Genomic DNA, 25,410 nt, shown 5'->3' with positions numbered 1-25,410 from the left:
ATCGCATGGTAAATATACATCGCAATGAGCAACATTCTTCTCTTACTTCTCGTCTGGAAGATATTAGGGAGGTGGATACAATAAAAATCTTCAATAGTATGGGAACGTTGATCTCACTGTTGTTCCTTACAACTTTGCTGATATTATCCGGCTGTAATCCTACTTCAATTAATGGTACAAACGGAACTGCCTCGCCCCCAACAACTAATCCAAAGGAAGGCGAAATGGGATCACAACAGGAGAAAGCTCAGGAAGCGGAGCCCAACTTACCCCAGGAACTGCCTACACCAATTATTAAGAGCAAAAGCGGCATCTCCATTCCTTCTGTACAGGGCAGTTATTGTTGGAGTGGAACGTGCGCTGATTACGCTAGCCTAAATTTTGAAGACAAAAGTCCGATCTCAGTTCTTGCCGGTGAGGAAGTATCCATAGATATGGGCATAGATATCCCCCCGGATGAGATAAGTATTTCTGAATATGTGGACAACCGCAGTCAACCCATTACTTCAACGGGTGGGACCTTCCAACTTCCCAAGGAACCAGGGACATATTATTACGGAGCATTTGTCCGCTGGTCTTCCCCTCAAGATACACAGATCAGCCTGGGAGATACTTCTTTTGCATTTGTGGTTCGTGTTGTGGAGAAAAAATAACACCAAACAGGGCCCCTCCACTACCGGAGAGGGCCCTGTTTACTGTTTATATTTCGTTATTTCTTTCGATCATATTCCCATTTATATTCCGTTGTTGTACATCCTATCTTTATCTATTGCTGCACTTTCTCGCGATCTTTCCCTTTATCCGATTCACCCGCATTTTTGTTGGCGGCATCGCGATCCTGCTGCATCTCTTCAACGGTTTTCACTTTGAGACGTGCAGCACCTTCATATTCCTTCGTTGGAATCAGATTGCCCGCAGCGAGTCTTGCTTCTGCCGCGCCAATGGCATCACCATATTGTGGCAACCACTCGGCTTGAGCGACCAGCATTTCGTCGACCATTTGCCAGATTTCTTTTGGATTACATACTGCACCCACGAGTGGGTCCATCATGAACGCCTGACGCAATAGTTTGTCGTCACCATGTACAGCAGCTTCAACCGCAAGCCGTTGTACGGAAATGCTTACGTTACACACGGCAGCCGGACCGAGCGGCAGATCGCCTACATGTGGCATCGAAATGCCGTTGCGGTCCACATACCCCGGTGCTTCGATGATGGCATCATCCGGCAGGTTGGAGATCACACCATTATTAACTGTATTGAAATGTCCGCGGTATACGCGCCCCGTCTCCAACCCTTCTATAATGTAGGAACCATGTTCTCCGCCGCGTTTTTCTGCAACAAATTGCATCGGCTCATCCTTCATCCAGTTCGGGAAATCGGTCTCAAACCAATTTCTACCCTCTGTACATACGCGTAAATAACCGCCTGTCTCGCCATTAATCCAGTTGCCCAGATCAATCCAATCCTTGATCTCTTCCGGACGTTTTCGGTACCAAGGTACATATTCACTAAGGTGACCATTGGATTCCGTACTGTAATAACCAAATCTGCGCAGCATATCGATCCGCACTTTCTCGGTGCGGCTGTACTCCGGATGTTTCTCGAAGGTTTCGAGCAAATCGCCTGTAAGATCTTTGCCTTCATGGGACGCCTTGATGTACCAGGTCTGATGATTAATTCCGGCACACACGATATCCACTTCATTCATTTTCAGTCCAAACGCTTCCGCAATCTGGTGATGCCCATGCTGTACGCCGTGACATAGTCCAATCGTACGCACACCGCCGTACTTGTTGCAGGCCCATGTCAGCATGGCCATCGGATTGGAATAATTGAGGAGCAGCACATCCGGTGCGCTTTGCTCGCGAATATCTTTGCAGATGTCGAGCATTTCGGCAATTCCGCGCTGTCCATACATAATTCCACCTGCACACAATGTATCCCCTACACATTGATCCACCCCATATTTGAGCGGAATATCCACATCGGTTGCAAAAGCTTCCAACCCACCCACACGGATTGTACACAGCACATACTTCGCGTCCTTGAGCGCTTCTCTCCGGTCCGTTGTTGGCTGAATCTGAATATTCAGCCCATTCTCGCGGATATCCCGCTGACACAGCTCGGTAACCATGTCCAGATAGTGTTGATTGATATCGCAGAAAGCAACCTCAATATTGTTAAACTCCGGTACCGCTAGCAAATCCCGCAGCAACCCCCGTGTAAATCCGATACTGCCTGCCCCGATAAATGCCACTTTAAACGACATGCACAGTTCCTCCCGTAATCCGAGTATATTCGTCCCGGTTAATGATCTCACTTTATGAAATCATTGTAGCAACGGGCTATAAGGAAGCGTTATCAAAATCATGACCTCTTCACAACAAGGTTGTCAAAAATCCTCACTTTTGTATCCATCGCGCCGTACTATCCAGATAAACTGCACGATTTATTCTTCAGCGGGATAATGACTAACATGTCGCTCCATCGAGGAACGGAATTCAACCGGAGTTTGGCCCGTATACTTCTTGAATAACATATGAAAATATTGTCTGCTCCCCACCCCCACGTAATCGGAAATTTCGGAGATTGGAATATTCGTCTGTTGCAGCAGCATCTTTGCCTTCTCCATTCGTAGCATCGTGAGATAATCCGTAGGCGTGCGCTTCGTGTGCTGGCGAAAAATACGATGCAAATAGCCCGGATGCAGATTCACTGCTGCCGCAATATCCTTCATCTGAATATTGCGATCCATATTGTGATGCATGAATTCAATCGTACGTTTCACGTACAGCTCCGTCTGATCCAGCGCACTTCGGTTGATTTCCCCTCGAAGTCGTGCGACCCTAACCAGCAGTTGGATAAAAAGTGTACGTACCAGCGTCCCCTGCTCAGGGGATTTCAGATCCCGGGCTTCGCGATGATGTGAGCGTTCCTCCGGAGGAATAATCCGCATGGGTGCAGAAGGTCGTCCCTGCTCCATCAGACCGCGCTGATCCAGCTCCAGCACCAGGCTTTTCATAATGTGATACACCTCTTCCGGGTCAGGCAGTACCAGATAAGGCGAGTCTTGTGTTAGAAAAGCATGGACTTCTTCCTCTTCCTGCGCGATCTGGCGAATGGAAGGCTGCCCTGGCTCCGATCTGGCAACTCCAAATTCCACATTCAGCATGCGGCACGGGACGCCATCTTTCACCAGCAGACGGTGCGGAACCCCCGCGTCCAGCAGAATGAATTGCCCTTTTTTCAGTACAGCCTGTTCCGAGCTGCCATCCGGCATCTGTACATCGACCCGGCACATTCCCGAAATAATGTACATGATCTCCGTGGAATCATGATCGTGATAGGACATCTGGTAGTTGTCCCATTGCTTGTAATAGTACGCATAGAAACGCGGTCCATAGTCCTCCATGCGCAGTTTCTCCTGAAACAGACTGCCTGTCCAATGTTTTGCTTCCAATGCCTTGCACCTCCGTTGCTTCAACGATCCTCACTTTTCTCCATTGTAGCAAGTCCTGGCGATGTATAGCATCATGTAAATGAAAAACATTGCGATTATAAATTAGATAATTATATAATTAGCTATGAATCTAATCATTTTTTTATCCAATCTATAAGCAGGAGGTCTTGAGGATGAAAACTACATTTTTTCTGGTGAGACATGGGGTCAAAGAAAAGCAAATTGGAGATGTACCCCTCACATCCGAAGGAGTAGTACAAGCTAAGTCAACAGCACTTTATTTGTCTAATGTACCTGTCACCAAGATCATTGCAAGCCCACTTCGAAGAGCAATCGACACAGCGGCGCATATTGCTCTCCAAACAAACGTGACAGTGACTGAGGACCAGCGTCTGCGGGAACGCGCCAACTGGGGTGACCTGCCTGAACAAACCTTCGAAGAATTCATTGCGATGTGGGACAGATGCACATCCGATCCAGACTTCCTGCCACCCGTAGGCGACTCATCTAAGCAGGCAGGCGAACGTTTGGCCTCTTCCCTAACGGAATTGGTGAATGTAGATTCACCAGATAGCTATATCGTTATCGTTACTCACGGCGGGTTAATTACGGATTTTCTCGTAAACACATTTTCAGAGCATGAACTTAATGTCTGGCATCCTGATTTTATAGCCATGCAAAGTCAACTGATTCCCGAATGCTCCATCACCACATTGATCCATGAGAACGGGAACTACACCATTCATGATTTTGCATCCGTAAAACATTTGGAATGATGATGTCGTCAGTCGCGTCGGTTTAGCCATATCAAAAAAACTCCGGGTAACCTCCCGTACGCCTAAACGCACCGAGGTTACTCCAGAGTTCCGCTATATCACCATACAGGTATTGCGTTCTTCAAGCCCAACCTTCAGAGGATCATATCATCTACGTTTTGGGCCACTTATCACTTATCATCTATCATCTATCATCTCTTACTTCTCACTTTCCACCCTTACCCGACTTGGGCGTGTGGAACTTGGGTAGTGTAACCTTCGACCAGTCGATATCCGATGCCATGTAGAAGGATGGGTAAGACGGTTGATTGTATCCACTGTTCTGTCCGGCAATGCCGACACGATACATCGCGTCATGCATCAGCGTGTACAGTTTGCGATCTGTCTTCTCGGTGCTCAGATAGATGCGGATCGCCGAGCTGTCTTCGGTTCTGACCAGCATCTCTTCCCGCCAATCCCCAAAGATATCCGCTACGAGAGATGGCGTACCCTTGGTATAATTGTTGGTCAACGTTCCGGTTGCGGTCAGCAGCGTGCCCCGATTCCAATCCTTAATCGTAGGTGTGACATCGATGGCACCGTCCACGATCTGAGTTGTCATATCGCCTGCCCAGCGAATATTCATATTGGTCCCAGGGGCTTTATCACTTATTTTCTCACCGCTGGCTGTCCACAATCCCACGGCCCATGTCTCCAGCCCACGGCGGGTCGGGTCCACATCACCAATCATACCGCGTCCGGTATCTTTGCCTGTATAGCCGCCATAGATGACTTCACCAGTCTTCGCATCCCGCAGGGAATATCCGTACGGCGCCCAAGGACCACCCTCATGCACCATAAAGATCTCCAGTCCCGGACGATCCGGATCAATATCCGCTACATGAAGCGCATCCCCATGGCCCAGACGTGCAATCGTTCCCGGAGCAGCACTCTCCGCAGGCATCAGATCCTTGGAGCTGTACAGCACACTGCCATCATGATCAATCGTGGCCGAGCCGTATACAATCTCCTGTTTGCCATCTCCGTCCACATCAGCGACACTGAAATAGTGCGCGCCTTGCGTTGTAATCGAGCCATACACCGGATCTGTACCATCCACCCCATGTGGACCGTCATTGAACGGGTTCTTCATCGGTGTCCAACCACTGTCTACCTTCCATTCACGTTTGAGCTTTTTGCCATCCCAGTTGTAGGCGACCATGGTGGAACGTGTGTAGTACCCGCGTGCAAAGATTGCAGACGGTTTCTTCCCATCCAGATATGCCACCCCTGCCAGGAAACGATCTACCCGGTTCGCCGGTTCAATACGCGCCATCGCGTAATCGCCCCACATCAATCCATCATCCTGCCGTCCCGGCTCATACGGAATGGTCTCCAGCTCTTTGCCTGACCCTCCTTCGAACACCGTTACATACTCAGGCCCATCTACGATGAAGCCTTCGAACTTGCGCAGCTCATTCTTGCCACTGCGGCTTGGTGCATACACATCGATGAAGTAATCGGCCAAGCTCTCAGCATCCTTCTGAGACAATGGATAACTATACTTTTTCTCCATCCCAAAAGCTTCCTCCAGCGTAGCAGGCCAGTTGCCCTTCACGACCTCTTCATGTTTATGCCAGTTCTTGAACATATCCACAACATGATCATAATAGCCATCTGCACTTAAACGGTAATCATCTTCATTAGAGTAACCAGCCTTACGATCCTGCTTCGGAAGGGTGATGTACTTCTCGGACGTCACTTTTCCTTTTTTGTTATATTGGATTATCTTGGTGCCCGGAGCGGTCTTGAACATCATCTCAGCCTTGCCATCCCCGTCAAAATCATAAACGAGCATCTGTGTATAATGAGCACCCGAACGGATGTTTACCCCGAGATCGATTCGGTACAACAATTGTCCGTCCAGCGTGTAACAATCCACGTAAGTTTTACCGGTGTAGCCTTTTTGAGAGACATCCTTGGCGTTAGAAGGGTCCCATTTTACAAAAAACTCATACTGTCCGTCCCCGTTCACATCGCCCACACTCATATCATTCGCAGAATACGAGTAGGCTTCTCCTACTGGCGTCACGCCATCAGCCGGTTTTTGCAAAGGAATATCAACGTAGCCGTTCGCCCAAGGTTTGACGGATGCACTGCGTTTGCTCTCCTTGCCCTTCTGGCTTACCGCTGCCACTTCATAACGGGACGACGATTTGCCTGCGGCATCAGCATAGTTGGTGCTGTCGGTGACCGTAGCAATCTTTTTGCCATCACGATATACGTTAAAATCTGTACCTGTCAGACCTTTATCGCTATACCCTGTGGCCTCATCACCAAGCAATCTCCAACTGAGAAAAACCCCCTCTGAAGTAGACGCCGCGACCAGACCGCGATCCAAATATTCAAGCTGAATGTCTTTCAAAGAACCACCTCCCTTATGTGACTGCAGGCTGGCTTCAGCCGCGCTGTTCTCATTGGAAGCTGCCGCTCCGCTCGCACCCGCTGTTCCCGCAACGAGCAAAGCAACGCTTAGTGCCGAAGACAGCATTTTGGCTGCAAGTGGCAAACGTACCTTTTTACGATTGGAGTGCATACCTGAAACCGATCCTTTATGTATCGGCGCTGTTGTTTTGGATTTCATCGACCTTCACTCTCCTTGAGACAGAATGGGTGATGCTTGTGGTTGTGTCTGGATCGTTGCGGCATCCTTCAATCCTACAGACGTTCATATCCTTCACATTTCACTGAATGCGCTTACAAAAATAATAGAGAATAATCTGCTTGAACAGACTTCTCGGACTTCTTCGATTCCATCCCCCTTCCATTGCCTCTCCATCAGAGCAGTTTCATCCTGCCCATCGGGTATTATTATAGACATCCTACCTCCTGCGACATAGGCAAATATCCGTCCAAAACGATCAATATTCAGTGTTGTTCAGAAAAAATTTAGGGATTCAAACCGACGAACGAACCTGTCCGAAGGAAGATTCAGGCTCACCGCCAATTCTTTTCTAACGAATCTCACACACCCTATTGGGGCGTAAAACTCCAACAACGAATCCTAAAGAACCTCAGTAACCTTATTCGGACCAAAACGGGTCTAAGCGGGGCTAAATCCACCCCAATTTACTGAATAGCGTGTCTAGGATTCGTTAGAATTTCCAACTGCACCATATCACCAATATAGCGTCTACTCTGTTCGTTAGAAAAGAAAGAGGGCTGTCGCCAGATCATTTCCATGATCAGAGGACAGCCCTGCTTCATACGTCCGTTCACACATCCCTAATTTCGGATCTTCAAGCGGCTCTTAAACGCTTCATCAGTGAACTTCATTTTTCACAACCGAACCAACTGTATTACATTCCTATTAAGGCTCAATGCCCCAGACCAGAGTGCCACCTTTATAAAGAGTTACCTTGTTCCAGTCCTGATAGGATGTTTTGGTTGGATCGTAGGAATAATCATTGGATTCATCAAAATTGCTCCAGTCCGTTTTGTACATACGAAGCTGGATATCCCCGGATTGTGCACCTGCCTGAATCGAACCTGCTCCAGCAGTAAAGCTGAGCTCCACATAGGAATCGGTGAACGTGCGCTGGATGTTAGCACCGCCCACCTGTGCCCAGTCGATCGCAGAGTCCATCGCTGCGGTGCCTTCTTTGGAGAAGTAATAACGGATTTTCAGATCACTCAGGTTTACAGCCGTGTTGCCTACGTTTTTGATGTTAAAGAATGGCTTGATCTGATTATCTGCTGCGTTCGTATCTCCTGCACGATATTGCAGAACCAGGTCACTGGTCGGAACGACTACACTTTGTGGTGTTGCGGAAGCTGCGGCAGAATTGGCACTTTCCCCAGCAGCGTTCACTGCACTAACCACATAATGATAGGTCGTTCCATTGGTCAGACCTGTATTGGTGTAGGATATGCCGCTCACGCCCGCAGCAACCGTCGTGAATGGACCCGATGCACTCAACGCCCGTTTCACGTTATAACTTGTCGCTCCTGCAGAAGCCGCCCAGGACAAGCTAATTTGCGCATTGCCAGCCGTAGCCGTCAGCGCTGTTGGCGCAGCAGGAGCAGTCACACCTGCAACGGGTACAGCACTTTTTACAGCCGAATTGGCACTCTCACCTGCGGCATTTACGGCACTAACCACATAATAGTAGGTTGTACCGTTGATCAGACCTGTGTTGGCATACGATGTTCCGGTCACGCCCGCAGCAACCGTCGTGAATGGACCCGATGCACTCAACGCCCGCTTCACGTTATAACTGGTCGCACCTGTGGAGGCGGTCCAGCTCAGGGAAACCTGTGCGTTGCCCACTGTCGCAGACAGTGTTGCCGGAGCTGCTGGAGCTGTCGTTCCACCCCCTCCACCATTGCTGTCGGGAAGAACAGGGAATGAGTTTTGCACCAGCATAACGAATTGATCATGGAACCAGTGACCCGACACCGGTGCGTTAGGCAGTGCACCGGTCAATACACCATCACGTGTCGTGAATGTTGGATCACACATCCGGTCGAAGCCTTTTCCTTCGTTATTCGGAATTTCCGAGCTGGAGCCATCAGATTCCCCTGGAGGTTTGACCCATACATAGGCATCCAGATGGGCTGGTCCTGGTGCTGCTTTTGGTGCTTCACCTATGCCTGCTCCGCTGTTGTTACACCAGTTCCCCCGGTGATCCCGCTTATCCACACGCCCGGAGTTCACGTACGTGTTAATATCACTGCCTGTGGCAGACGTTGGACGGTTAACCCCGCCCCACCCATTGCGGCTGGTATCAATCAGGAAGCCTGTGCTGGCCGGCCAACCTGCTTGTACAAATCCGCTATACAGTGCAGCAGTGAAATCGGTTTCGTCAAAGTACGGATTCCACTCATAAAACTTGGAGGACTTGATCGGTTGTCCGCCGATGTTCAGATCCGGGTTGGTCAAATTCGGTTCGCTCAGGGGTGTGCTATTCGCTGTGTTCGTGATGAATCCGTCTGCGCTGCTTAGACCTGCCGTTGTTCCTTGGACAACGCTAGTATAGAGCGAGATTGCACCTGTACGGTTGTTATCCCAACCAAGCCAGCCGGAGTGACCAATATCCAGGTAGTTGTACACATTCGGAACGGCATGCAGCTTTTCCAAAGCATATTTCACGCCAGCTTCGTAGATGCCTGTTGAACTCGCCTGGGCACAGGCTGGTGTACTGAGGTTGGTTACCAGATTGGGAAGACTGTCCGGCTCAATGATGGCAATGATGCGAATGTCCTGATATTTAGGTTCTGCAAAAATATCGGCGATTACATTGATATAATCATTTTTATACGTCTGCAGCGCCGCCTGTGTTAGTGGAAGTTCACCATTGGACGCAAGAGCATGACAATCCCGGCCCGGCAGGTTGTAGATTACGAATGAAGCGGTAATCGGAGTGCCTGCTTTCTTTTGTGCCAAAGCGGCATCCAGATGCTGCTCCACACTTTTGCGTCCAGCATTGTCTGTTCCACCATGAATGGCGGCAATACGGTCGATCCAAACTGCCGTTGGATAGGATTTGACCGTTTCCATCTTGGCTTTTAACGACGCATCACTGGTGAGAGCAATGGACGTATCCACGAGAGCGGAATAATCCTGGTTTAAATACGCCGTAGCTCCGACAAACGGATTATCCACATGTGCTTCAGCCGCCTGACTCACTCCTGGAGCCATGCCTGGGAAAATGCCCGCTGCGAGCAGCGTTGCTGCCAGCATTTGTTTCACACTTCTGCGAAGGATTTTTCCGCCTCTCGATAAGGTTTTCGATTTTGTCATTAGGGTTCCACCTTTCCTGTGGTTGGATTGGGTATATACTCATGTCTGATCCTCTGTGTCGGCAAGATGCTATGCACGGTAGAGAACATAATGATGAGCTGTTGGAACTTCACCTCCATGAATGCAGTCAAATTGGGACAAGCGTAGGTCAACAACAATAGAGCCTGAACTGTAACTAGAAACAGAGATTGTGTCTTACACTGGGGTTAAGTGATAAATCAAGGGGGATAACATCTGTAGGTGTGTGCGGGTGATCTTCGGTGAACGACTTTCAATGCATACTCAGACTTCAATTTAGTAAGCGCTTACTTTTAGAGGTTTTAAAAAAAGGCTACCCTCGATACAAACCTCACATCGCGTGTCCACCTCCTTATGAATCTGATTATACTCTATGTAAATATTACTGTAAATTGAATTTATTAAATATTATTATAATTAATTCCATAAATCAGGCAGGAATTTTGAGATGTGCCTGCCCAAGCCATAAGAAAGGCTCATCACGGACTTATCCCCCGTAATGAGCTAATTCACATCGTATATTTTCATGCTCTCTTTTTATGGAAGCACTACAATATCCCCCGGTTTCAAACCGTTCAGTACTTCCGTCTTGTCATCCGTCTCGATGCCTGTTTGAATCGTCTGCTGTGCATACTGCCCGTTGCCTTGATCCAGCATTACATATGCCGTATCCTGATCACGCATGACCGCCAGCGTGGGAACCACCGTCGCTTTCTCCTTACGCAGCGTTTCAATCTTGCCCTCCAGACTTAATCCACCGATCAACTTGGCGTTTGGCTTCAGATCAATGACAATATCGAATTGGGAAGGCTGCTTGAGATCTGTTTCCGTTCCCTTTTTGGCAAACTTGGAGATTTTCCTGACCTTTCCGGTTAACGCAACCTCCTTATTGCCCGTCATATGTACGCTTACAGGCATACCAGTTTGAATTTTGAAAATGTCCTGCTCACTAATGGTCGCCACAAATTGCAGTTTGCCCGTATCTACAATGGTACCCACATACTGACCTTCGCTCATCATACGTGTCTTGGTCTCCGTATCATTCATCAGAAACACGCCGGATACCGGCGCATACACGGTGGATAAACCGATAACCGCCTTCTTTGCCTGAACCTCCTGCTCCTTCACAGCGATGGATTCCTTGTTCATTTCGTTGGTCAGTCGTTTGGTCTCCCGCTCGGCGAAGGCTTTCTTCCGCTCTTCTTCGGTGACCCCTAATGGCTCGGAACCGTTTCCCTGATTAAGACCAATCTCATTTAATTGTGCTTCCAGCCTCGATTTCTCAATATCGGTCTCCAACTGCTGCACTTCTGTCTGTAATGCTTTCGAATCAAGCGAGAACATAACGGCTCCCTTACGAATGGGCTCGCCATTCTCCACATTCCACTGCTTTATTTTCGAGGCAAAAGGAGCGTAAACATCTGTCTGCTTGGCATAAACCGATTTGCCTTTGACCTGAATTTCCTGCGTGACCGTCTCCTGAGTGACTTCAAATGTGATGGGCTGCGGTGCCTCAATGGGCGCTTCGGGTACCGGTTTATATTGTTGGTATAGGAAATATCCAGCACCCGCGAGCAGTCCGATCATGATGATTCTCTTTATCCATTTGCTTATTGCCGAATTCTTCATTGCCGTTATGTCCCTTCATTGAATCTGTCTGCTGATTCTGTCTGTTCAATCTTTAAACTTTGCATTCTCTGTATCTCTCTGCTTCATTTATGCCGATTTGATCACCTGTAACGCATTCGTACGCGAGGCACTAATCGCCGGATAGATTCCCGAGAGCACTCCGGTTAATACCGCAAACGCTATTCCAGCAGGCAGAGCTGACGTCTGAATGACCACTTGGAGAGGTGTGCTTGCCTCCATCGAGATTTGCCCTTGGAGCAGTCCGTTTACCCCCTGGATGGCTCCATAAGCGATGAAGACACCGACAATCCCGCCCAATACCCCAAGTACAGCGGCCTCTGTAATGAACATCTGCCGGATCTGCCACAGATTGGCTCCCAGCACCTTCATGACACCGATCTGTTTGCGTCGTTGATGCGTGGACATGATCATCGCAACAATAATGGACAGCGAAGCCAGCAGCATGACGAATATTCCAATGCCCATAGCGGCCTTCTGGTACATGCCGAGCTGCTCCTTCATCGCCTGCTCCTGATACAGGTTGCTGTCTGTCATCAGTGTCAGCTTCTGAATCTGCTCCTGCACCTGTGCCACATACTTCTTGTCCTCCACCTTTACGAGCGCCGAGTTCAATCGTCCTGCTGCCGCGGCCTGTGCCTGACTGCTCTGGAACTGTTCGGCGAGCATCCGGGCGGTTTCGAGGGAAACATAGACCTTTTTGTCATACATGGCATTATTCTCACTCATGCCGCCAGGAACTTTCAGCACACCTGTCACTCGCAAAGGCGAGCTTGTTTTGACTTTGGACGCATCATTCATGTCCTGATATTTAAGATTAAACTGTGCCTGAAATAGCTCGGTTTGAGTAGACATCAACGCCATGTATTGCTGTAGAAACTCGTCATTAAACGAGTCTTCCATGAGCTTGGCATTCAGTTCACGTATGACCTCGGCGTCCACAAGTCCGAAGGTTGCACCGTAATTCGCAATAGCGGCTCCGCTAATTCCCGATGCACCCCCTTTGTCAAAACGGTAGCCAAAACGGCTTAATGACCCAAGCTCTGTACCGATGACTTCCACATTGGAGCTCTTGCCATCCAGCGTTGCCATCTCCAACATATCCAGCTTCAGCATCGGAGCAACGGCGACGACATGCGGAAGGCTGGCGATAATATCGATTTTCCGAGCCGTTAGCGCTCCGCGTTCAAAGGTAGACGTTTGCCCACTGCTCCCGCTCCCACCCGAGTTGATGCCTTCATTCGGAGATACTGTAATCTCATCCATTTTGTAATTCTCGTTTAACGTTTTCTCACCATAGACCTGTACCGACTGCCCCACACTTAATGCGATAATCATGGCAGCACATCCGATGGACAGACCAATCATGCACAGTAAGGTAACCACCTTCCTGCGTACAATCTGTCCCCATGACATTCGCAACACATCCAGAATTCTCACAACCGCTCTCCTTGCTCTACTGCCTTGGACTGGCCACTCTTCACCAAGCATCCGTCCTGCAATGTAATGACAACCTGCATTTGCTCCGCCACTTCCGCCTCATGCGTAACAATGACAAATGTCGTATCCATCTCCCAATTCAGCTGTTGCAAAATGGAAATGATCTCTTCCTCCGTGCGCGTATCCAAATTCCCGGTAGGCTCGTCTGCAAATATGACGGACGGCTCCGTAATAAGTGAACGTGCAATGCTGACGCGCTGCTGCTGTCCTCCCGATAGCTGGGAAGGGAATAATTCGGACTTGCCGACAAGGCCTACCTGTTCCAGCAGGTGCATCGCCTTTTGTTTACGTCGTGATGGGCGAATGCCCTGAAATACGAGCGGCAGCTCCACATTTTCCCGAATCGTCAGGTTCGCCAGCAACTCATACGCCTGAAAAATAAAGCCAATATGTGTCCGGCGGAATTCAGCCAACCGGTTCTCACTCATACGCACAATATCCTGATCCGCAATGAGGATCTTGCCAGTGTCCGGCTTCATCAGACCTGCCATTAAGTGCAGTAACGTCGATTTGCCTGAACCGGAGCTTCCCAGCAGTGCAACCATCTCGCCCTTGCCCACGGATATGTTAATGTCCTGCAATACGGGAACGATCCCTTGTGCATTGCGGAACGTGTGTGACACCTGTTCTACTCGCAGCATGAATCCGGCTTCCTCTCATCGATGTAATAGAGGTAATTATAGCCATCAGATGTATCGGTCCAATCTGGACTTGTATCCAATTTGTAAAATCATCCTTTACACCATTGGATCGAGATGCGATTGAAATGCCCTCTTTGGATTTATGCAAAATACTCGAATCACAAAAAGGCCCTATAGGTTGAGTCCTTGCGTAGCGACTTCATTCCATAGGGCTCTTATGTCTGAGCGTTCCATATTCACATCTTTACCACGCTCGGAAGCTAAATCGGTATAACTCGCTTTTTTCCATGGAGCTCCCAACAACAAAGAGATTACTGTCATTCCATTTCAATTTGATAAAGTAATCGATATTCCGGTAGATAATCGTATCGGACCCCAGTTTGCGATCATTCAGATAGGCAATGTGAACCTCATTCTTCTGTCCTTCAAGTGTCAGAAAATAAGCAATGCGAGACTCCTCTTCATCCAGATCGAAGCTCCAGATGGGCCCTTTGACCAGCAGCTCAAACTTCTTGGTATCCGCTCGGTACCTGTACAATCCCTGTTCGTTATTCATCATACCTTGAATCAGCATATCCCCATTCTTCAATACTTTGAATTGCTGTATATCCTGGGCAGAGGGGTATGCGGTAATATCATTTTTGTCGTTAAGAGAGAAGCTATAAACTGCGTAATTTTCTTTCAGTTTGACCAGCACATACACCTTGGTCAGATCCCGACTGATCTCATACGAATCCAGCATGATTAGGGTATCATCCTGACTTGAAATGTTGCTTTTCTGTGCAACCATGGCAACTAACTCATCATAACTGTACAATTCGCGTTTCTTTCCTGTATTCAGATCCACCATGTTGAATACCAGGTCATCATATCCGATGTAGGATTCATCGCCTACAAAGATGCGTGAATAGGAGTTGTCATTCTTCAACTTGTGATGTTCTCCAGTTTTCAAATCATATTTATAGGTTGTCTTCTGCGCCTGAGTCGATCGATACTGCGAATAGATCAGCTTGCTCTGATCCGGACTCAGAGTAATGCCATACTCTGTATTCGTAGCAATGTCTTTCAACCGATTATCATCCATATGCAGCTGTGACAGCTTGATCCCGGTATAGGAACGATCCGGCCGATTCAATATCACCGTGTTGGGATCAGCTACCTCAAAATCATAGATGGCAAAATCATTGGGCAGCTTGGTAGCCGACTCAATCTGAATTGTGCTGCTCGGCGGTGGGGTCAAGCGACTGTTGAACTGTTTATCCGGCAGAATAACGGTTCTCGGCTTCGCATGCCCAATACTGAAGAGACTGCCAATTCCAAAGATGCCTCCGACAAATACAATCAGCAAACCGGATAACATAAGCATATCGCGATGTCTGCTCCAAAATCCTCGTTTCTTCATACGTCCCATTCCCCAGGCAGACTGATATTCACCTGGGTTCCCTTGTTCAATATACTCTTCATTTCCACTGTTCCCCCATGCTGCTCTACCGTGTTTTTCACAATGGACAAGCCCAGTCCAGCGCTTCCCTTCTCTGTCCTGTTCATCCCGTTATCCCGGTAAAAGGGTTCAAATACATGCTTCAAAGCTTCCTCCGGGATGCCTTCTCCTTCATCGCGAATCAGTATGGCTACCGAATCCCCCAGTCGAAACGATTGGACTTGAATGATGGAATTCACATTCCCGTATTTGACGGAGTTATCCAGTACATTCAGGAAGACTTCTTTGAGCTTGTTCCAATCCCCCTGAACATACAGCGTTTCTTCCAGCTCATAACGAATGCCGATATTGTACTTGCCCGCCTTAATGGACATGTCTTCGCAAGCTTCCCGAATAATATTCGATACATTCACCCGCTCAAAGCGATAGGTCTGAATCGGTGTGGACGATACGGTCACTTCCAGGATATCGGCAACCATGACGTTGAGGCGCTGGCTCTCATTGATAATATATTTTAACCCTTTCTCGAAGAATGCCTGATCCGTAAAGCCATTATCCCGTAAAATCTGGGCATACCCGAGTATCGTAGTCAGCGGTGTCTTTAATTCATGGGTCACATTGTCAAAAAAAACCTTGTTGCGTGCCTGCAAATGCTTGACCTCATCCCGTTCTCTCTCAATCACATCAATCTGCTCCCTTACCCGATCAATCATGATCGTAAAGCTGGAAGCCAGCTCTCCAATCTCATCCTTCGTTGAGATGTGGATGTCTGCATTCAGGCTGCCTTGTGCAACTTCGGCTGAACGTTTCGTCAGCACACGAATGGGCTTCGTAATTTGGCGTGATATAAAGACAGAGCCAATGAAAACAAAGACAAAAATGACGGCTGCAAAGCCCTTGATAGTGTTCTGAAAACGCAGATGCCGTTTGAACAGATCCGTATAATCCCTTTCCAGCTGGATGATGCCAAGAATGCTCCCCTCCGACAGCACAGGGAAAGACAGATCCCCTGTTACTCTGCCCTTATCCACCACGGTTGTATAAGCAATCTTTGACTTCATGGCAGCCTGTAGGTCAGAGGTTTTGGCAGCACCCGGCTTCGCCTCAGCACCCACGGTACTAAACGGGGTTGCATCAGATCGATAGACTATAACCTTGCCACCTACAGCGGATCCGATCTGTTCTGCGAGGTCCCGATTCCCTGTTCCCAGGGAGTCCTCACTAATCCGTTTGTTATGAATCAGGAAGTATTGATTGAGCGCGATATCCAGATTTTTTTTGGATTGTACCATGTCCTCCTGCACTTCCCTGTACATGTTCTCCTCACCCACTTTATTCGAAATAATGAGCAAGGCCGAAAAACCGATAAATACGATGACCGAGAAAAGAACGACCATTTTGAACTGAATCGTCCACTTCATGTATGCACCTGAATATTCAGTTTGTACCCCACGCCGAAGACCGTCTCAATAAGTGAAATCCCCTGCTCCCCGCTATCCAGCTTCTTGCGGATGCGCTGAATATGGATGTCTACCGTCCGGGTATCTCCGGGAAAATCAAATCCCCACACTTTATCCAACAATTCAGACCTCGTATGTACCTTCCGGTGATGGTTGACCAGATACAGCAGTAAATCATACTCCTTATTGGTCAGTCCGGCGCGTTCCCCATCCTTCCAGACTTCACGCTCATCCTTGCGAATTTCAATGTGTCTGCCAAGCCGTACCACTTCATAGGACTGATTCTCCAGCGTCTCGCTGATTAGATCAATCCGGCGGAAAATGGCCCGAATGCGTACAACCACCTCACGAATGTCGAATGGCTTGGTAATATAATCGTCCGCCCCCAGCTCCATGCCCAGCACCTTGTCCAGCATATCGGACTTCGCCGTAATCATAATCACGGGAATCTTTGAATTCACGGAAAGCTGTCTGCATACATCGAACCCGCTCATGTCCGGCAGCATCAGGTCGAGCAGGATCAAATCTGGTCTGGACTCCCTGAGCAAATCCAGTCCCTCTCTTCCAGTTGCCGCTTCTGTCATCTCAAATCCTTCCTTGCGCAAAGAATAGGATAGGATGTCACGAATGGACTCTTCGTCCTCAATAATCAAAATCTGTTTCGGTCTCATGATGAATCTTAATCTCCCTGCTCTATGAATTTCATCTGCCTTATATTTTGTATCTCTGCTCCAGGATTGAACAGAGGTTCACGGGAAATGTTACAACTCGGATACAAGTCTGGCGTCTTTGGAAACATCATCCCGATATACTTGGAACATTGAGAACAAACCAGACCGGAAAAGGCCAGATCGGTATCCAAAGGGGAAAACATCACGTGAACAAAACAGCCATTCATGATGCTTATGTAAACTATAAATCAGAAGTGACACGTTATCTATCTCAGATCGTCAAAAATCAACAGGATGCGGAGGATCTCACGCAGGAGTGCTTCATTCGAATGATGAATGTAACGGCAGACATTCCGGAAGAACGCCTTCTCTACTATCTCAAAAGAATTGCCCGCAACCTCGCTATGGATACATTCCGCAAGCGAACCCGTACACTGAAGCGAGACAGTAAGTTGGAGATGCAAACCTATCACTGTGATGCATCCGAGTTGGAAATCTCCGAAGGCGTTAACGACCTTGTATCAATCATCAACAATACAGAGCATCGCAAAATTCTTGAATTACGCGTGGTTCACGGGTACAGCATCAAGGAAACTGCACAGCTCGTCAACCGCAGTGAAGGCATGATCAAATCCTCGGTATTCCATGCTGTTAATCGCATTCGGGCCAAAGTCATCTCCTAAGAGATGGCTTTTTTATTACTCGGAATGTCGTGAAATCAACATATGATGTTAGAAAGTATCAAAATTTGTTATATCGAGCATGACAAAGGACTCATTTTTACAAAAGTCGAGTTCGTTTTTACAAATTGTTATGACTAGGTGAGATTTTGGTGTGATAAGATATGGACGAACTCATGTAGTAACTATTATTTGGGAGGGATTTGGTTGGGTAAATTGACACGTATGCGAGGAGTATGGGTAAAATCACTTCTGGCATTGTCCATGGCATTGCCGCTTCAGATCGGATTATGGAACGGAGATGCATCGGTTCAGGCAGAATGGGCGACCGACCCTGCGCCGTTCATACAGGCGAAGGTTGTTAACGGAAATGCAGGCAAGAAAGTACTGTTCGACAATACTCATGCACAGACAGCCGGAGCGGCTGACTGGGTCATTGACGGAGGTTTCTCTGACTTCGGTAATGCACTCGCGAATGATGGATATTATGTTAAGGAACTGCGCAAGACGACTCCTTTTACCTATGACGATTTGAAAGAATATAACGTGTTTGTCATCGCTGAACCCAATGTTCCCTTCAAAACGACAGAACAGGCAGCCATGAAAGAGTATGTAGAAAAAGGCGGCAGCATCTTCTTCATTGGAGATCACTACAATGCTGACCGTAACAAAAACCGCTGGGACGGTTCCGAAGCGATTAACGGCTATCGTCGTGGCGCATTCGAAGATCCAGCCAAAGGCATGAGCACAGAGGAGCGTAACTCTGAGGCTATGCAAAATGTTTCCAGCACAGACTGGTTGTCCGATAATTTCGGTGTACGCTTCCGGTACAACGCATTAGGCGATATTAACGCCACTAACATTGTGCCTGCTGGACAAGCATTTGGCATCACGGAAGGTGTATCTGCTGTAGCGATGCACGCAGGGTCAACACTTGCGATCACTGATCCAACAAAGGCAAAAGGTATTGTATACCTGCCGAAAACAAATGAAGCTTGGCCAAACGCTGTTGACCAAGGTGTATACAACGGCGGCGGCGTTGAGGAAGGTCCTTACGTAGCCGTATCCAAGCTGGGTGCCGGTAAAGCAGCATTTATCGGAGACTCCTCTCCGGTTGAAGATGCTTCACCGAAGTATCTGCGCGAAGAGACTGGCGCTCGCAAAACAACGTATGACGGCTTCAAAGAAGTTGATGACGGCAAATTGCTGGTGAATACAGTCAACTGGCTTGCTAATCAGGAAAATTACACGAGCCTGACCCAAGTGAACGGACTTCAACTGGATAATGCAACAGCATTGCTTCCAATTGAACAACCTGCTGCTACTACAGAACCACAGGCTGAACCTTGGGCCGCACCAGCTGCAGGCTACAAATGGTATGATCGTTCCACGTTCAAAGCAGGTTCTTATGGTGGACCAGCTTCAAGCGCGAACGCTTCTTACAGCTTCGTGAAGCAAGAAACCCTGCCTAATGCGGAGGATTTCCAAATCCGCGTAGTTGTAGAGAACATGCCTGCCAACACAACGGTTTCCGGTTACAGTGCAGGGATCTACCTGACAGGCGGAACACAAGTAGCCATGATTCAGAACGAAAGTGGCACATGGCCGACTTCGTACGGCTATAGCTCCAACTTTAGCGTTACTTCCGACAGCAAAGGTCGCGCAATCAAGGACCTTAATGTCCGTATTAAATCAGGTACTACGGGCGCTGCTAGCCTGCGTCTGCGTCTGAACGGCAGCAACCTGATTACCAATGCAGTTACAGTCGGCAATGTTCCGGCTGAGCAGCTTCCGGAAGAGGAAGGTCCAATCCCGGCAACGATCAGCATTGCTGATGCACGTGCCAAAGCAGCTGGTTCAACCGTTACGGTTGAGGGTGTAGTCACTACAGAGCCAGGTGCATTTGGTGGACAATCCTTCTATCTTCAAGACACAACTGGCGGCCTTTATGTTTTCCAAAGTACTGGCGGCTTCCATGCCGGAGATGTGGTTAAAGTAACCGCAGCAACGGCGCTGTACAACAGTGAATTCGAGCTTACAGATATCGTAGCAATTGAGAAAACAGGTACAGCTTCCATCCCTGCTGCCGTTGAGGTTCCAGCAGTAACGGCTGCAAACCAAGGTCAACTCGTTCAATTGAAAGAAGTAACTGTTCAAAATATCATTAGTGCAACACCTGTAGGTTCCTTTGAATTTGACGCGGTTGCAGCGGACGGAACTAGCACGCATGTCCGTGTGGATACACGCACAGGTGTAACGCAAACGACCTTCCCTTATGCGGCAGGCGATAAAATCAGCGTGACAGGTGTTGCCGCTATTTTCAAAGACGTATTCCAACTAAAACCTAGAAGCTTGAACGATTTTGTAAAAGTTGAGGAAGGCGGCGGAGAAGAACCTTCTACGCCAGCTGTTGGCGCACCGGGTAAACCTGCGCTTACCTCCAACAATGGTTATAGCAACGGTCTGTCTGAAGGATCGTATACTATCAGCATGAATCTCTGGTGGGGTAACAATGGCACAAGCTATAAGCTGTATGAAAATGGCGTGCTGATTGACACACAAAAGCTGACAGATGCTTCCCCGATGGCACAATCAGCCAAAACAACGATTTCTGGCAAAGCTAATGGTACCTATACCTATGTAGCCGAGCTGACGAACTCCAAGGGTACAACGAGCAGTGAAGTACTCACAGTAAAAATTGCAAATGCTGTCCCTGGCAAAGCTGTTCTCTCCCAAGACAACTGGGATGGGGACGGTAACTACAAAGTGACGATGAATCTGTGGTGGGGAACGAATGCAACAGAATACCGTCTCTATGAGAATGATCAACTGATTGATACCAAAACACTAAACGCAGTAACACCTAATGCACAAAGCGCCGTGACAGATGTATCCGGTCACGCGAATGGAACGTACACGTATCGCGCCGAGCTGATCAATGCAGCAGGTGTGACAAGCACTGAAACCATTACGGTTAAGGTTACCAAATCGGTATCTCTGCCAGCAGCAAGCTAAGCAACTCAGAACCATTATCCCCTCAAGGTAGACAGTGAAAAAAAGAGATCATGTTAAAATGAACTCAACACTGGAAAACGGAGGGGATTTTTGTTATGGACTAAGAAACATTTTAGTAGTTTAGAGGAAGGAAATGCTTACTTAAGCTAAAAGCACACATTCTTTCGGTGATTCCCAAGAACCGTCCTTTTGCTGCCCACAAACCGCAGGTACGGTCTTAAACCGAGAATTCTCGACTAAGGCTGCCCAGTAGAAGCTGGAAACCAATACTATGCATGTTTGGACTGCATGGTTCTGCTTATCTTTCCGCCGTGATGGACTTGTATAACAATGAGATGTGGCACTGGGAGCTTTCTCAGCGAAGTAACCTATACGTTGTAATTGGAGATACTTCAGAATGTGGAGCAAGCGAGAAGCTTACTTACGGATTATATTCTGTTTTACAACGAAAAGCGTTGCCAAAACAAACTGGGCGACCTCTCCCCCGTCGAATTTCGAAAAAAAGCCGCCGCTTAACAAATGTCTACTTGACGGGGCTATGACCAACGCCCTTTGACTTATATTAAATTCAGAATTTATTTTACACCTGGAAGCAGCCCGGGAATTTTTTCCCTACCTAACTTTAGAATAAATTCGTTCAATTTATATGCATTATCGTCCGTGGCTTCGTAAGTCTTTTCCCCGAAAGTTAAATTGCTATTTAATCGATACGTTTTATTCCCTTCATTCAAATCTAAATAATACAGATACCCGACACCCTTGCTAATTGTTTCTTGAACGTTAATGTTCTTTATTTGGGAAACGATATCATGAATGGTTTTTGAATCTGTGACCGACAACTTGTGTCCATCGTCAAATTGTAGATCGATACTATTTACTTTGGTTAAATCACTTTTTAATACGTCTGTTAGAGGCATAATTTTCTCCTTCGACTTATCGTTTTCTAAACTGCCACATCCAGAAAGAAACGAAGCAAATAGTACAAGTAGCACAACCATATATGCAGATTTTCTTATAATAAGCATGTTGTCACCCCCTAACTTTAAGACGAAGATTCCAATTAAAAAGTTACATTAAACAAAAGAAGTAGCCAAGAAGGCTACCCCCTACTTTTTTAGTTTGGTACAACCTTTACCGTCTCGTTCCAAGAAAGTTGTGGCAAGTAAATGTAAACGTCTGTTGGAGTGTTGCTCCAGGTATCATGTACGATAACGTATCTGAACCATGCAAGATTTTGATTCGTATCCTGATATTCTTCGTATCCTACACCTGTCATATCGTGATTGCCGTATGTCGCGTCACCTACAACATTAATAACGTCCGGTCGATTATTCGTCATTTCAGTTTTATGTGTAGAAAAGTTAGCACTAACCCTTGATACGCTTACGCTATAATTGCGATCTGTCCAAAATTTCTTCATTCCCGTAACTCTATTATCCCAGCCTGTTGTTCCATCACTATTCGTACTCATATAGTTCGCCATTACTTCAATTAATGTGTTGGTGGTGGTAGTGCTTTGAACCAAGTTAGGATACCCGTTATTATCCCAATATTTCGTGATATTTGAGAAAACGGTTGGGCTGCATCCAAGGTACCAAGTGAAATCAGGAACGCCCGAAATCAGTTTTTGAGAATAACTAATTATGGTTTGAGGTTGTACCGTTAAGGGTGAAATCTCTGAAGCTGAATCTGTTTCTGGAATAATGCCTTGATCGGAAGCTTTGCCGCTTAATGTTCCTTTACTTTTAAGATCGTTGCTCGTTATTGTTTTGCCTTCCCGAATATCAATAAATTCAGACGAGTTTAATTTGACGTAGTACATTGTTGCGCCAACGTAAATCGGCTGGCCTTCGTTGGCTTTAAAGTAAGGATGATCCCCTTCTCTAGCGGATTCCAATACAACAGGATTGTTATCTGCACTTACGATTAAATAACCGCTGTTGGAAGCTTCTAATTTAACCGAGAACAAGTATGCAGTCACGTTTCCGTCAAAATCAAAAAGAGGAAAATCATAGCTTATTTTTGTATTTTTCCAATCTTCAGTGTTAGCTTGTACTATCCCAACATAGCTAGCAGCCGCTTCCATTGCTTTATGATATGTGCTGGTTTGAATTGCGGAATCCGAAGGACTATCTGCAAAAGCTGCTACCGGCATTAACATAAGAAGTACACCTAAAAAAATGGATAAACATATTTTTCTCATGAGTACATGGGCCTCCTTAATCGGTTATCGTTATTGGTTGCTACATATTACAAATAACACTGGCATAAACCAGAAACCATATTCAGACGAAAAAGCCCCCCTCTCCTTGGTGAGCTGCTCGAATCTTTCGCTGTATCATAAAGCACTATCATTCTCCTGTATCTACTAAGCTGTTCGCTCTACAATAGCAAAATAAAAAGCACAGGATGTACCTGGTTGACCGCAGTCAACACTCAAATTTTGCCCATTTTAACACCCAACCTAAAGTTTAGTTGACTGAGACGAATGAGGCTCGTACATAATTATATACACATTTTAACGACAAAAAGTTTCTAAATTGTAGTTTTTATACCAAAAAATATAATATTTTTTTCCATCACGACTCTTATCAAAAGTAGGTGGTCGCCCACAGGACCGAGAATTCTCGACTATGGCTGCCCAGTAGAAGCTGGAAACCAATACTATGCATGTTTGGACTGCATGGTTCTGCTTATCTTTCCGCCGTGATGGACTTGTATAACAATGAGATGTGGCACTGGGAGCTTTCTCAGCGAAGTAACCTATACGTTGTAATTGGAGATACTTCAGAATGTGGAGCAAGCGAGAAGCTTACTTACGGATTATATTCTGTTTTACAACGAAAAGCGTTACCAAAACAAACTGGGCGACCTCTCCCCCGTCGAATTTCGGGAAAAAGCCGCCGCTTAACCTGGTCTTACCCCTGTCAAGTAGACAAATGAAAAAAGCTATGCTGGGCGCATCGATATTCAATCGGTGCGCCCTGTTTGAGTTTGGCTTGAAAGCGTCGGTAGTTGTAATTGTAATCTTCCATGGCTTGTCGAATCTCTACTTCTGAATTACACTGGTTAAGGTACAGCTTCTCTGTCTTGAGATGCGAAAAGAAGGATTCGATGCATGCGTTATCCAGGCTGGTTGCTTTGCGAGAGTGGCTGCCCTTCACGCCGAATGCTTCTAATCGTGTGTTGTACGCCTGAGACGTGTATTGGAAGCCCTGATCCGAATGGAGCACGGCTTCCGAAACGTCTCTTTTTTGTGTCCATTGTTCCACCGTATCCAATACGAGCTGAACATCGTTCCGTTTAGATAATTGCCAAGCTACAAATTTCGTTGTTGAACAAGTCTTGAATCACAGACAGGTAAACGAATGTGTTTCCATCTGAAATATAAGTAATATCCGTCACCATTTTTTGCTGGGGTGCTGTGGCATGAAATTTGCGCTTCAGGCGATTCGAACAAATCACAGATGGCGTATAGCTGGACTTCTTCCGCTTCTTACGAATTACCGATTGTATCGATAGTTCCCGCATGATTCGCCATACTTTCTTGTGATTAACGTTCAGACCAGCCTCCCACAACGCCGTTGTCATGCGAGGATAACCAAACTCTCGGTTTGCAAGATGAATAGCCATCATGTGTTCTTTGATCTCACGCTCACGGTCTTGTCTTGCGTCTCGCTGCGGCTGTGTTGCTCGCCATTTGTAGTAACTGGAACGGGGAATTCCTGTAATCGATAATAGGCGTGTAATGCCATGCGAGCAGCGCAATTCATCTATGATATCGTAGTTCTCCCGTTGGTTCAGTGCTTCTCCTTTACTAGATTTGGATACCGCTTTTTTAAATAATCTACCTGTGCTTGAAGATAGTCTCGTTCTTCTTCCACACTGCTAAAGGCAGTACGGAGACGCCCCTTCAGTGGATTCGGGACATTGTTTTTTCGCTCATCCGAACGCTTCCCCGTTTTTCCACTTTTTCACCCACACCTTCAGTTGTGAACAGTTTCGAATTCCTTCGCGTTCAGCGACCACCTTATAACTTGAAGAACCTTCGACATATGATCTAACTGCATTCAATTTGAATTCTTCGGTATACGTCTGAAATGTTTGCCCTTTTTTCGCCATAAAAATATCCCCTCCAAGTATCACTTGAATCCTCATGATAACATGAAGATTTTTTTAAGTGTCTACTTAAAGGGGATAATACCACTTCCAGGCAACCTTACTTCGGTTTTTTTGTACGACAGATTGTCAAACCAAGTGCGACAGTTCCTCTGTGAAAGATTCGTGAGCGGTTCTCCAACCCAAGCATTTTCGTG

21 protein-coding genes and 1 pseudogene are annotated in these 25,410 nt (G+C 47.1%); 6 read left to right on the top strand and 16 right to left on the bottom strand.

The window, feature by feature from the left end; all coding sequences use genetic code 11:
- Positions 1 to 98 precede the first annotated feature (98 nt).
- Positions 99 to 653, top strand: coding sequence for a hypothetical protein (locus tag P5G61_RS02980; RefSeq protein ID WP_301244362.1), 555 nt, complete (start codon positions 99 to 101; stop codon positions 651 to 653).
- Positions 654 to 766: 113 nt separating this feature from the next.
- On the opposite strand, the gene melA is transcribed toward P5G61_RS02980, so the two are convergent.
- Both melA and P5G61_RS02970 read right to left on the bottom strand, forming a co-directional pair.
- Positions 767 to 2,272: an alpha-glucosidase/alpha-galactosidase gene (melA, locus tag P5G61_RS02975; protein WP_301244360.1), complete on the bottom strand. Its 1,506-nt coding sequence runs from the start codon at positions 2,270 to 2,272 to the stop codon at positions 767 to 769.
- 180 nt (positions 2,273 to 2,452) lie between these two features.
- Positions 2,453 to 3,415 (bottom strand): AraC family transcriptional regulator, encoded by a 963-nt coding sequence (locus tag P5G61_RS02970; RefSeq protein WP_301245201.1) that lies wholly within the window; start codon positions 3,413 to 3,415, stop codon positions 2,453 to 2,455.
- A gap of 221 nt (positions 3,416 to 3,636) precedes the next feature.
- On the opposite strand from P5G61_RS02970, the gene P5G61_RS02965 reads away from it, so the two are divergent.
- Entirely contained in the window at positions 3,637 to 4,239 is a 603-nt protein-coding gene (locus P5G61_RS02965) for a histidine phosphatase family protein (protein ID WP_301244358.1), read from the top strand.
- Between the two features lie 205 nt (positions 4,240 to 4,444).
- Here the strand turns inward: P5G61_RS02965 and P5G61_RS02960 are convergent, their stop codons facing one another.
- The 9 genes from P5G61_RS02960 to P5G61_RS02920 all read right to left on the bottom strand — a co-directional run bounded on the left by P5G61_RS02960 (position 4,445) and on the right by P5G61_RS02920 (position 17,399).
- Entirely contained in the window at positions 4,445 to 6,862 is a 2,418-nt protein-coding gene (locus P5G61_RS02960) for a rhamnogalacturonan lyase (protein WP_435874018.1), read from the bottom strand.
- A 93-nt stretch (positions 6,863 to 6,955) separates the two neighbouring features.
- The gene (locus P5G61_RS02955) at positions 6,956 to 7,099 is read right to left on the bottom strand and encodes a hypothetical protein (RefSeq protein WP_301244356.1); all 144 of its coding nucleotides are present in this window, start codon (positions 7,097 to 7,099) and stop codon (positions 6,956 to 6,958) included.
- A 489-nt stretch (positions 7,100 to 7,588) separates the two neighbouring features.
- Entirely contained in the window at positions 7,589 to 10,021 is a 2,433-nt protein-coding gene (locus P5G61_RS02950) for a glycoside hydrolase family 6 protein (RefSeq protein WP_301244354.1), read from the bottom strand.
- A 555-nt stretch (positions 10,022 to 10,576) separates the two neighbouring features.
- Positions 10,577 to 11,668 (bottom strand): efflux RND transporter periplasmic adaptor subunit, encoded by a 1,092-nt coding sequence (locus P5G61_RS02945; RefSeq protein ID WP_301244352.1) that lies wholly within the window; start codon positions 11,666 to 11,668, stop codon positions 10,577 to 10,579.
- Between the two features lie 87 nt (positions 11,669 to 11,755).
- The gene (locus tag P5G61_RS02940) at positions 11,756 to 13,126 is read right to left on the bottom strand and encodes an ABC transporter permease (protein WP_301244350.1); all 1,371 of its coding nucleotides are present in this window, start codon (positions 13,124 to 13,126) and stop codon (positions 11,756 to 11,758) included.
- Positions 13,123 to 13,827: an ABC transporter ATP-binding protein gene (locus P5G61_RS02935; protein WP_301244348.1), complete on the bottom strand. Its 705-nt coding sequence runs from the start codon at positions 13,825 to 13,827 to the stop codon at positions 13,123 to 13,125. Before P5G61_RS02935 ends, P5G61_RS02940 begins: the two co-directional genes overlap by 4 nt.
- A gap of 244 nt (positions 13,828 to 14,071) precedes the next feature.
- The gene (locus P5G61_RS02930; RefSeq protein ID WP_301244346.1) at positions 14,072 to 15,229 is read right to left on the bottom strand and encodes a hypothetical protein; all 1,158 of its coding nucleotides are present in this window, start codon (positions 15,227 to 15,229) and stop codon (positions 14,072 to 14,074) included.
- Positions 15,226 to 16,689, bottom strand: coding sequence for a sensor histidine kinase (locus P5G61_RS02925; RefSeq protein ID WP_301244344.1), 1,464 nt, complete (start codon positions 16,687 to 16,689; stop codon positions 15,226 to 15,228). The genes P5G61_RS02930 and P5G61_RS02925 overlap by 4 nt, the downstream gene beginning before the upstream one ends.
- Positions 16,686 to 17,399, bottom strand: coding sequence for a response regulator transcription factor (locus P5G61_RS02920; protein ID WP_024628875.1), 714 nt, complete (start codon positions 17,397 to 17,399; stop codon positions 16,686 to 16,688). Before P5G61_RS02920 ends, P5G61_RS02925 begins: the two co-directional genes overlap by 4 nt.
- Positions 17,400 to 17,605: 206 nt before the next feature.
- Between P5G61_RS02920 and P5G61_RS02915 the strand changes: the two genes are divergently transcribed.
- The 3 genes from P5G61_RS02915 (at position 17,606) to P5G61_RS31890 (ending at position 21,610) form a co-directional block, all read left to right on the top strand.
- Positions 17,606 to 18,082, top strand: coding sequence for an RNA polymerase sigma factor (locus P5G61_RS02915; protein WP_301244337.1), 477 nt, complete (start codon positions 17,606 to 17,608; stop codon positions 18,080 to 18,082).
- Positions 18,083 to 18,286: 204 nt separating this feature from the next.
- The gene (locus tag P5G61_RS02910) at positions 18,287 to 21,094 is read left to right on the top strand and encodes a chitinase N-terminal domain-containing protein (RefSeq protein ID WP_301244335.1); all 2,808 of its coding nucleotides are present in this window, start codon (positions 18,287 to 18,289) and stop codon (positions 21,092 to 21,094) included.
- Between the two features lie 399 nt (positions 21,095 to 21,493).
- Positions 21,494 to 21,610, top strand: a complete 117-nt coding sequence (locus P5G61_RS31890) for an IS3 family transposase (protein WP_363325724.1) — start codon at positions 21,494 to 21,496, stop codon at positions 21,608 to 21,610.
- A gap of 59 nt (positions 21,611 to 21,669) precedes the next feature.
- On the opposite strand, the gene P5G61_RS02905 is transcribed toward P5G61_RS31890, so the two are convergent.
- Both P5G61_RS02905 and P5G61_RS02900 read right to left on the bottom strand, forming a co-directional pair.
- On the bottom strand, positions 21,670 to 22,119 hold the full coding sequence (locus P5G61_RS02905; RefSeq protein WP_301244333.1) for a hypothetical protein: 450 nt from the start codon (positions 22,117 to 22,119) through the stop codon (positions 21,670 to 21,672).
- Positions 22,120 to 22,208: 89 nt separating this feature from the next.
- The gene (locus P5G61_RS02900) at positions 22,209 to 23,297 is read right to left on the bottom strand and encodes a C39 family peptidase (RefSeq protein WP_301244331.1); all 1,089 of its coding nucleotides are present in this window, start codon (positions 23,295 to 23,297) and stop codon (positions 22,209 to 22,211) included.
- Between the two features lie 488 nt (positions 23,298 to 23,785).
- On the opposite strand from P5G61_RS02900, the pseudogene P5G61_RS32035 reads away from it, so the two are divergent.
- A pseudogene (locus tag P5G61_RS32035) lies at positions 23,786 to 24,005 on the top strand (IS3 family transposase); the annotation flags it as partial.
- Positions 24,006 to 24,021: 16 nt separating this feature from the next.
- Here the strand turns inward: P5G61_RS32035 and P5G61_RS32030 are convergent.
- From P5G61_RS32030 to P5G61_RS32020, 3 genes are all read right to left on the bottom strand, one after another.
- Complete coding sequence (locus P5G61_RS32030) at positions 24,022 to 24,366, bottom strand: IS3 family transposase (protein WP_435874017.1); 345 nt, start codon at positions 24,364 to 24,366, stop codon at positions 24,022 to 24,024.
- 31 nt (positions 24,367 to 24,397) lie between these two features.
- Positions 24,398 to 24,862 carry an IS3 family transposase gene (locus P5G61_RS32025; protein WP_435874015.1) on the bottom strand — a complete coding sequence of 155 codons (465 nt, stop codon included), beginning with the start codon at positions 24,860 to 24,862 and terminating at the stop codon, positions 24,398 to 24,400.
- Between the two features lie 174 nt (positions 24,863 to 25,036).
- On the bottom strand, positions 25,037 to 25,216 hold the full coding sequence (locus P5G61_RS32020; RefSeq protein ID WP_435874014.1) for a transposase: 180 nt from the start codon (positions 25,214 to 25,216) through the stop codon (positions 25,037 to 25,039).
- Between the last annotated feature and the right edge of the window lie 194 nt (positions 25,217 to 25,410).

Origin of the sequence: Paenibacillus vandeheii, assembly GCF_030433635.1 — a bacterium.
GTDB lineage: Bacteria > Bacillota > Bacilli > Paenibacillales > Paenibacillaceae > Paenibacillus > Paenibacillus vandeheii.
Note: the sequence above shows the minus strand (reverse complement) of the source record. Positions and strands in the feature narration are given on the sequence as shown.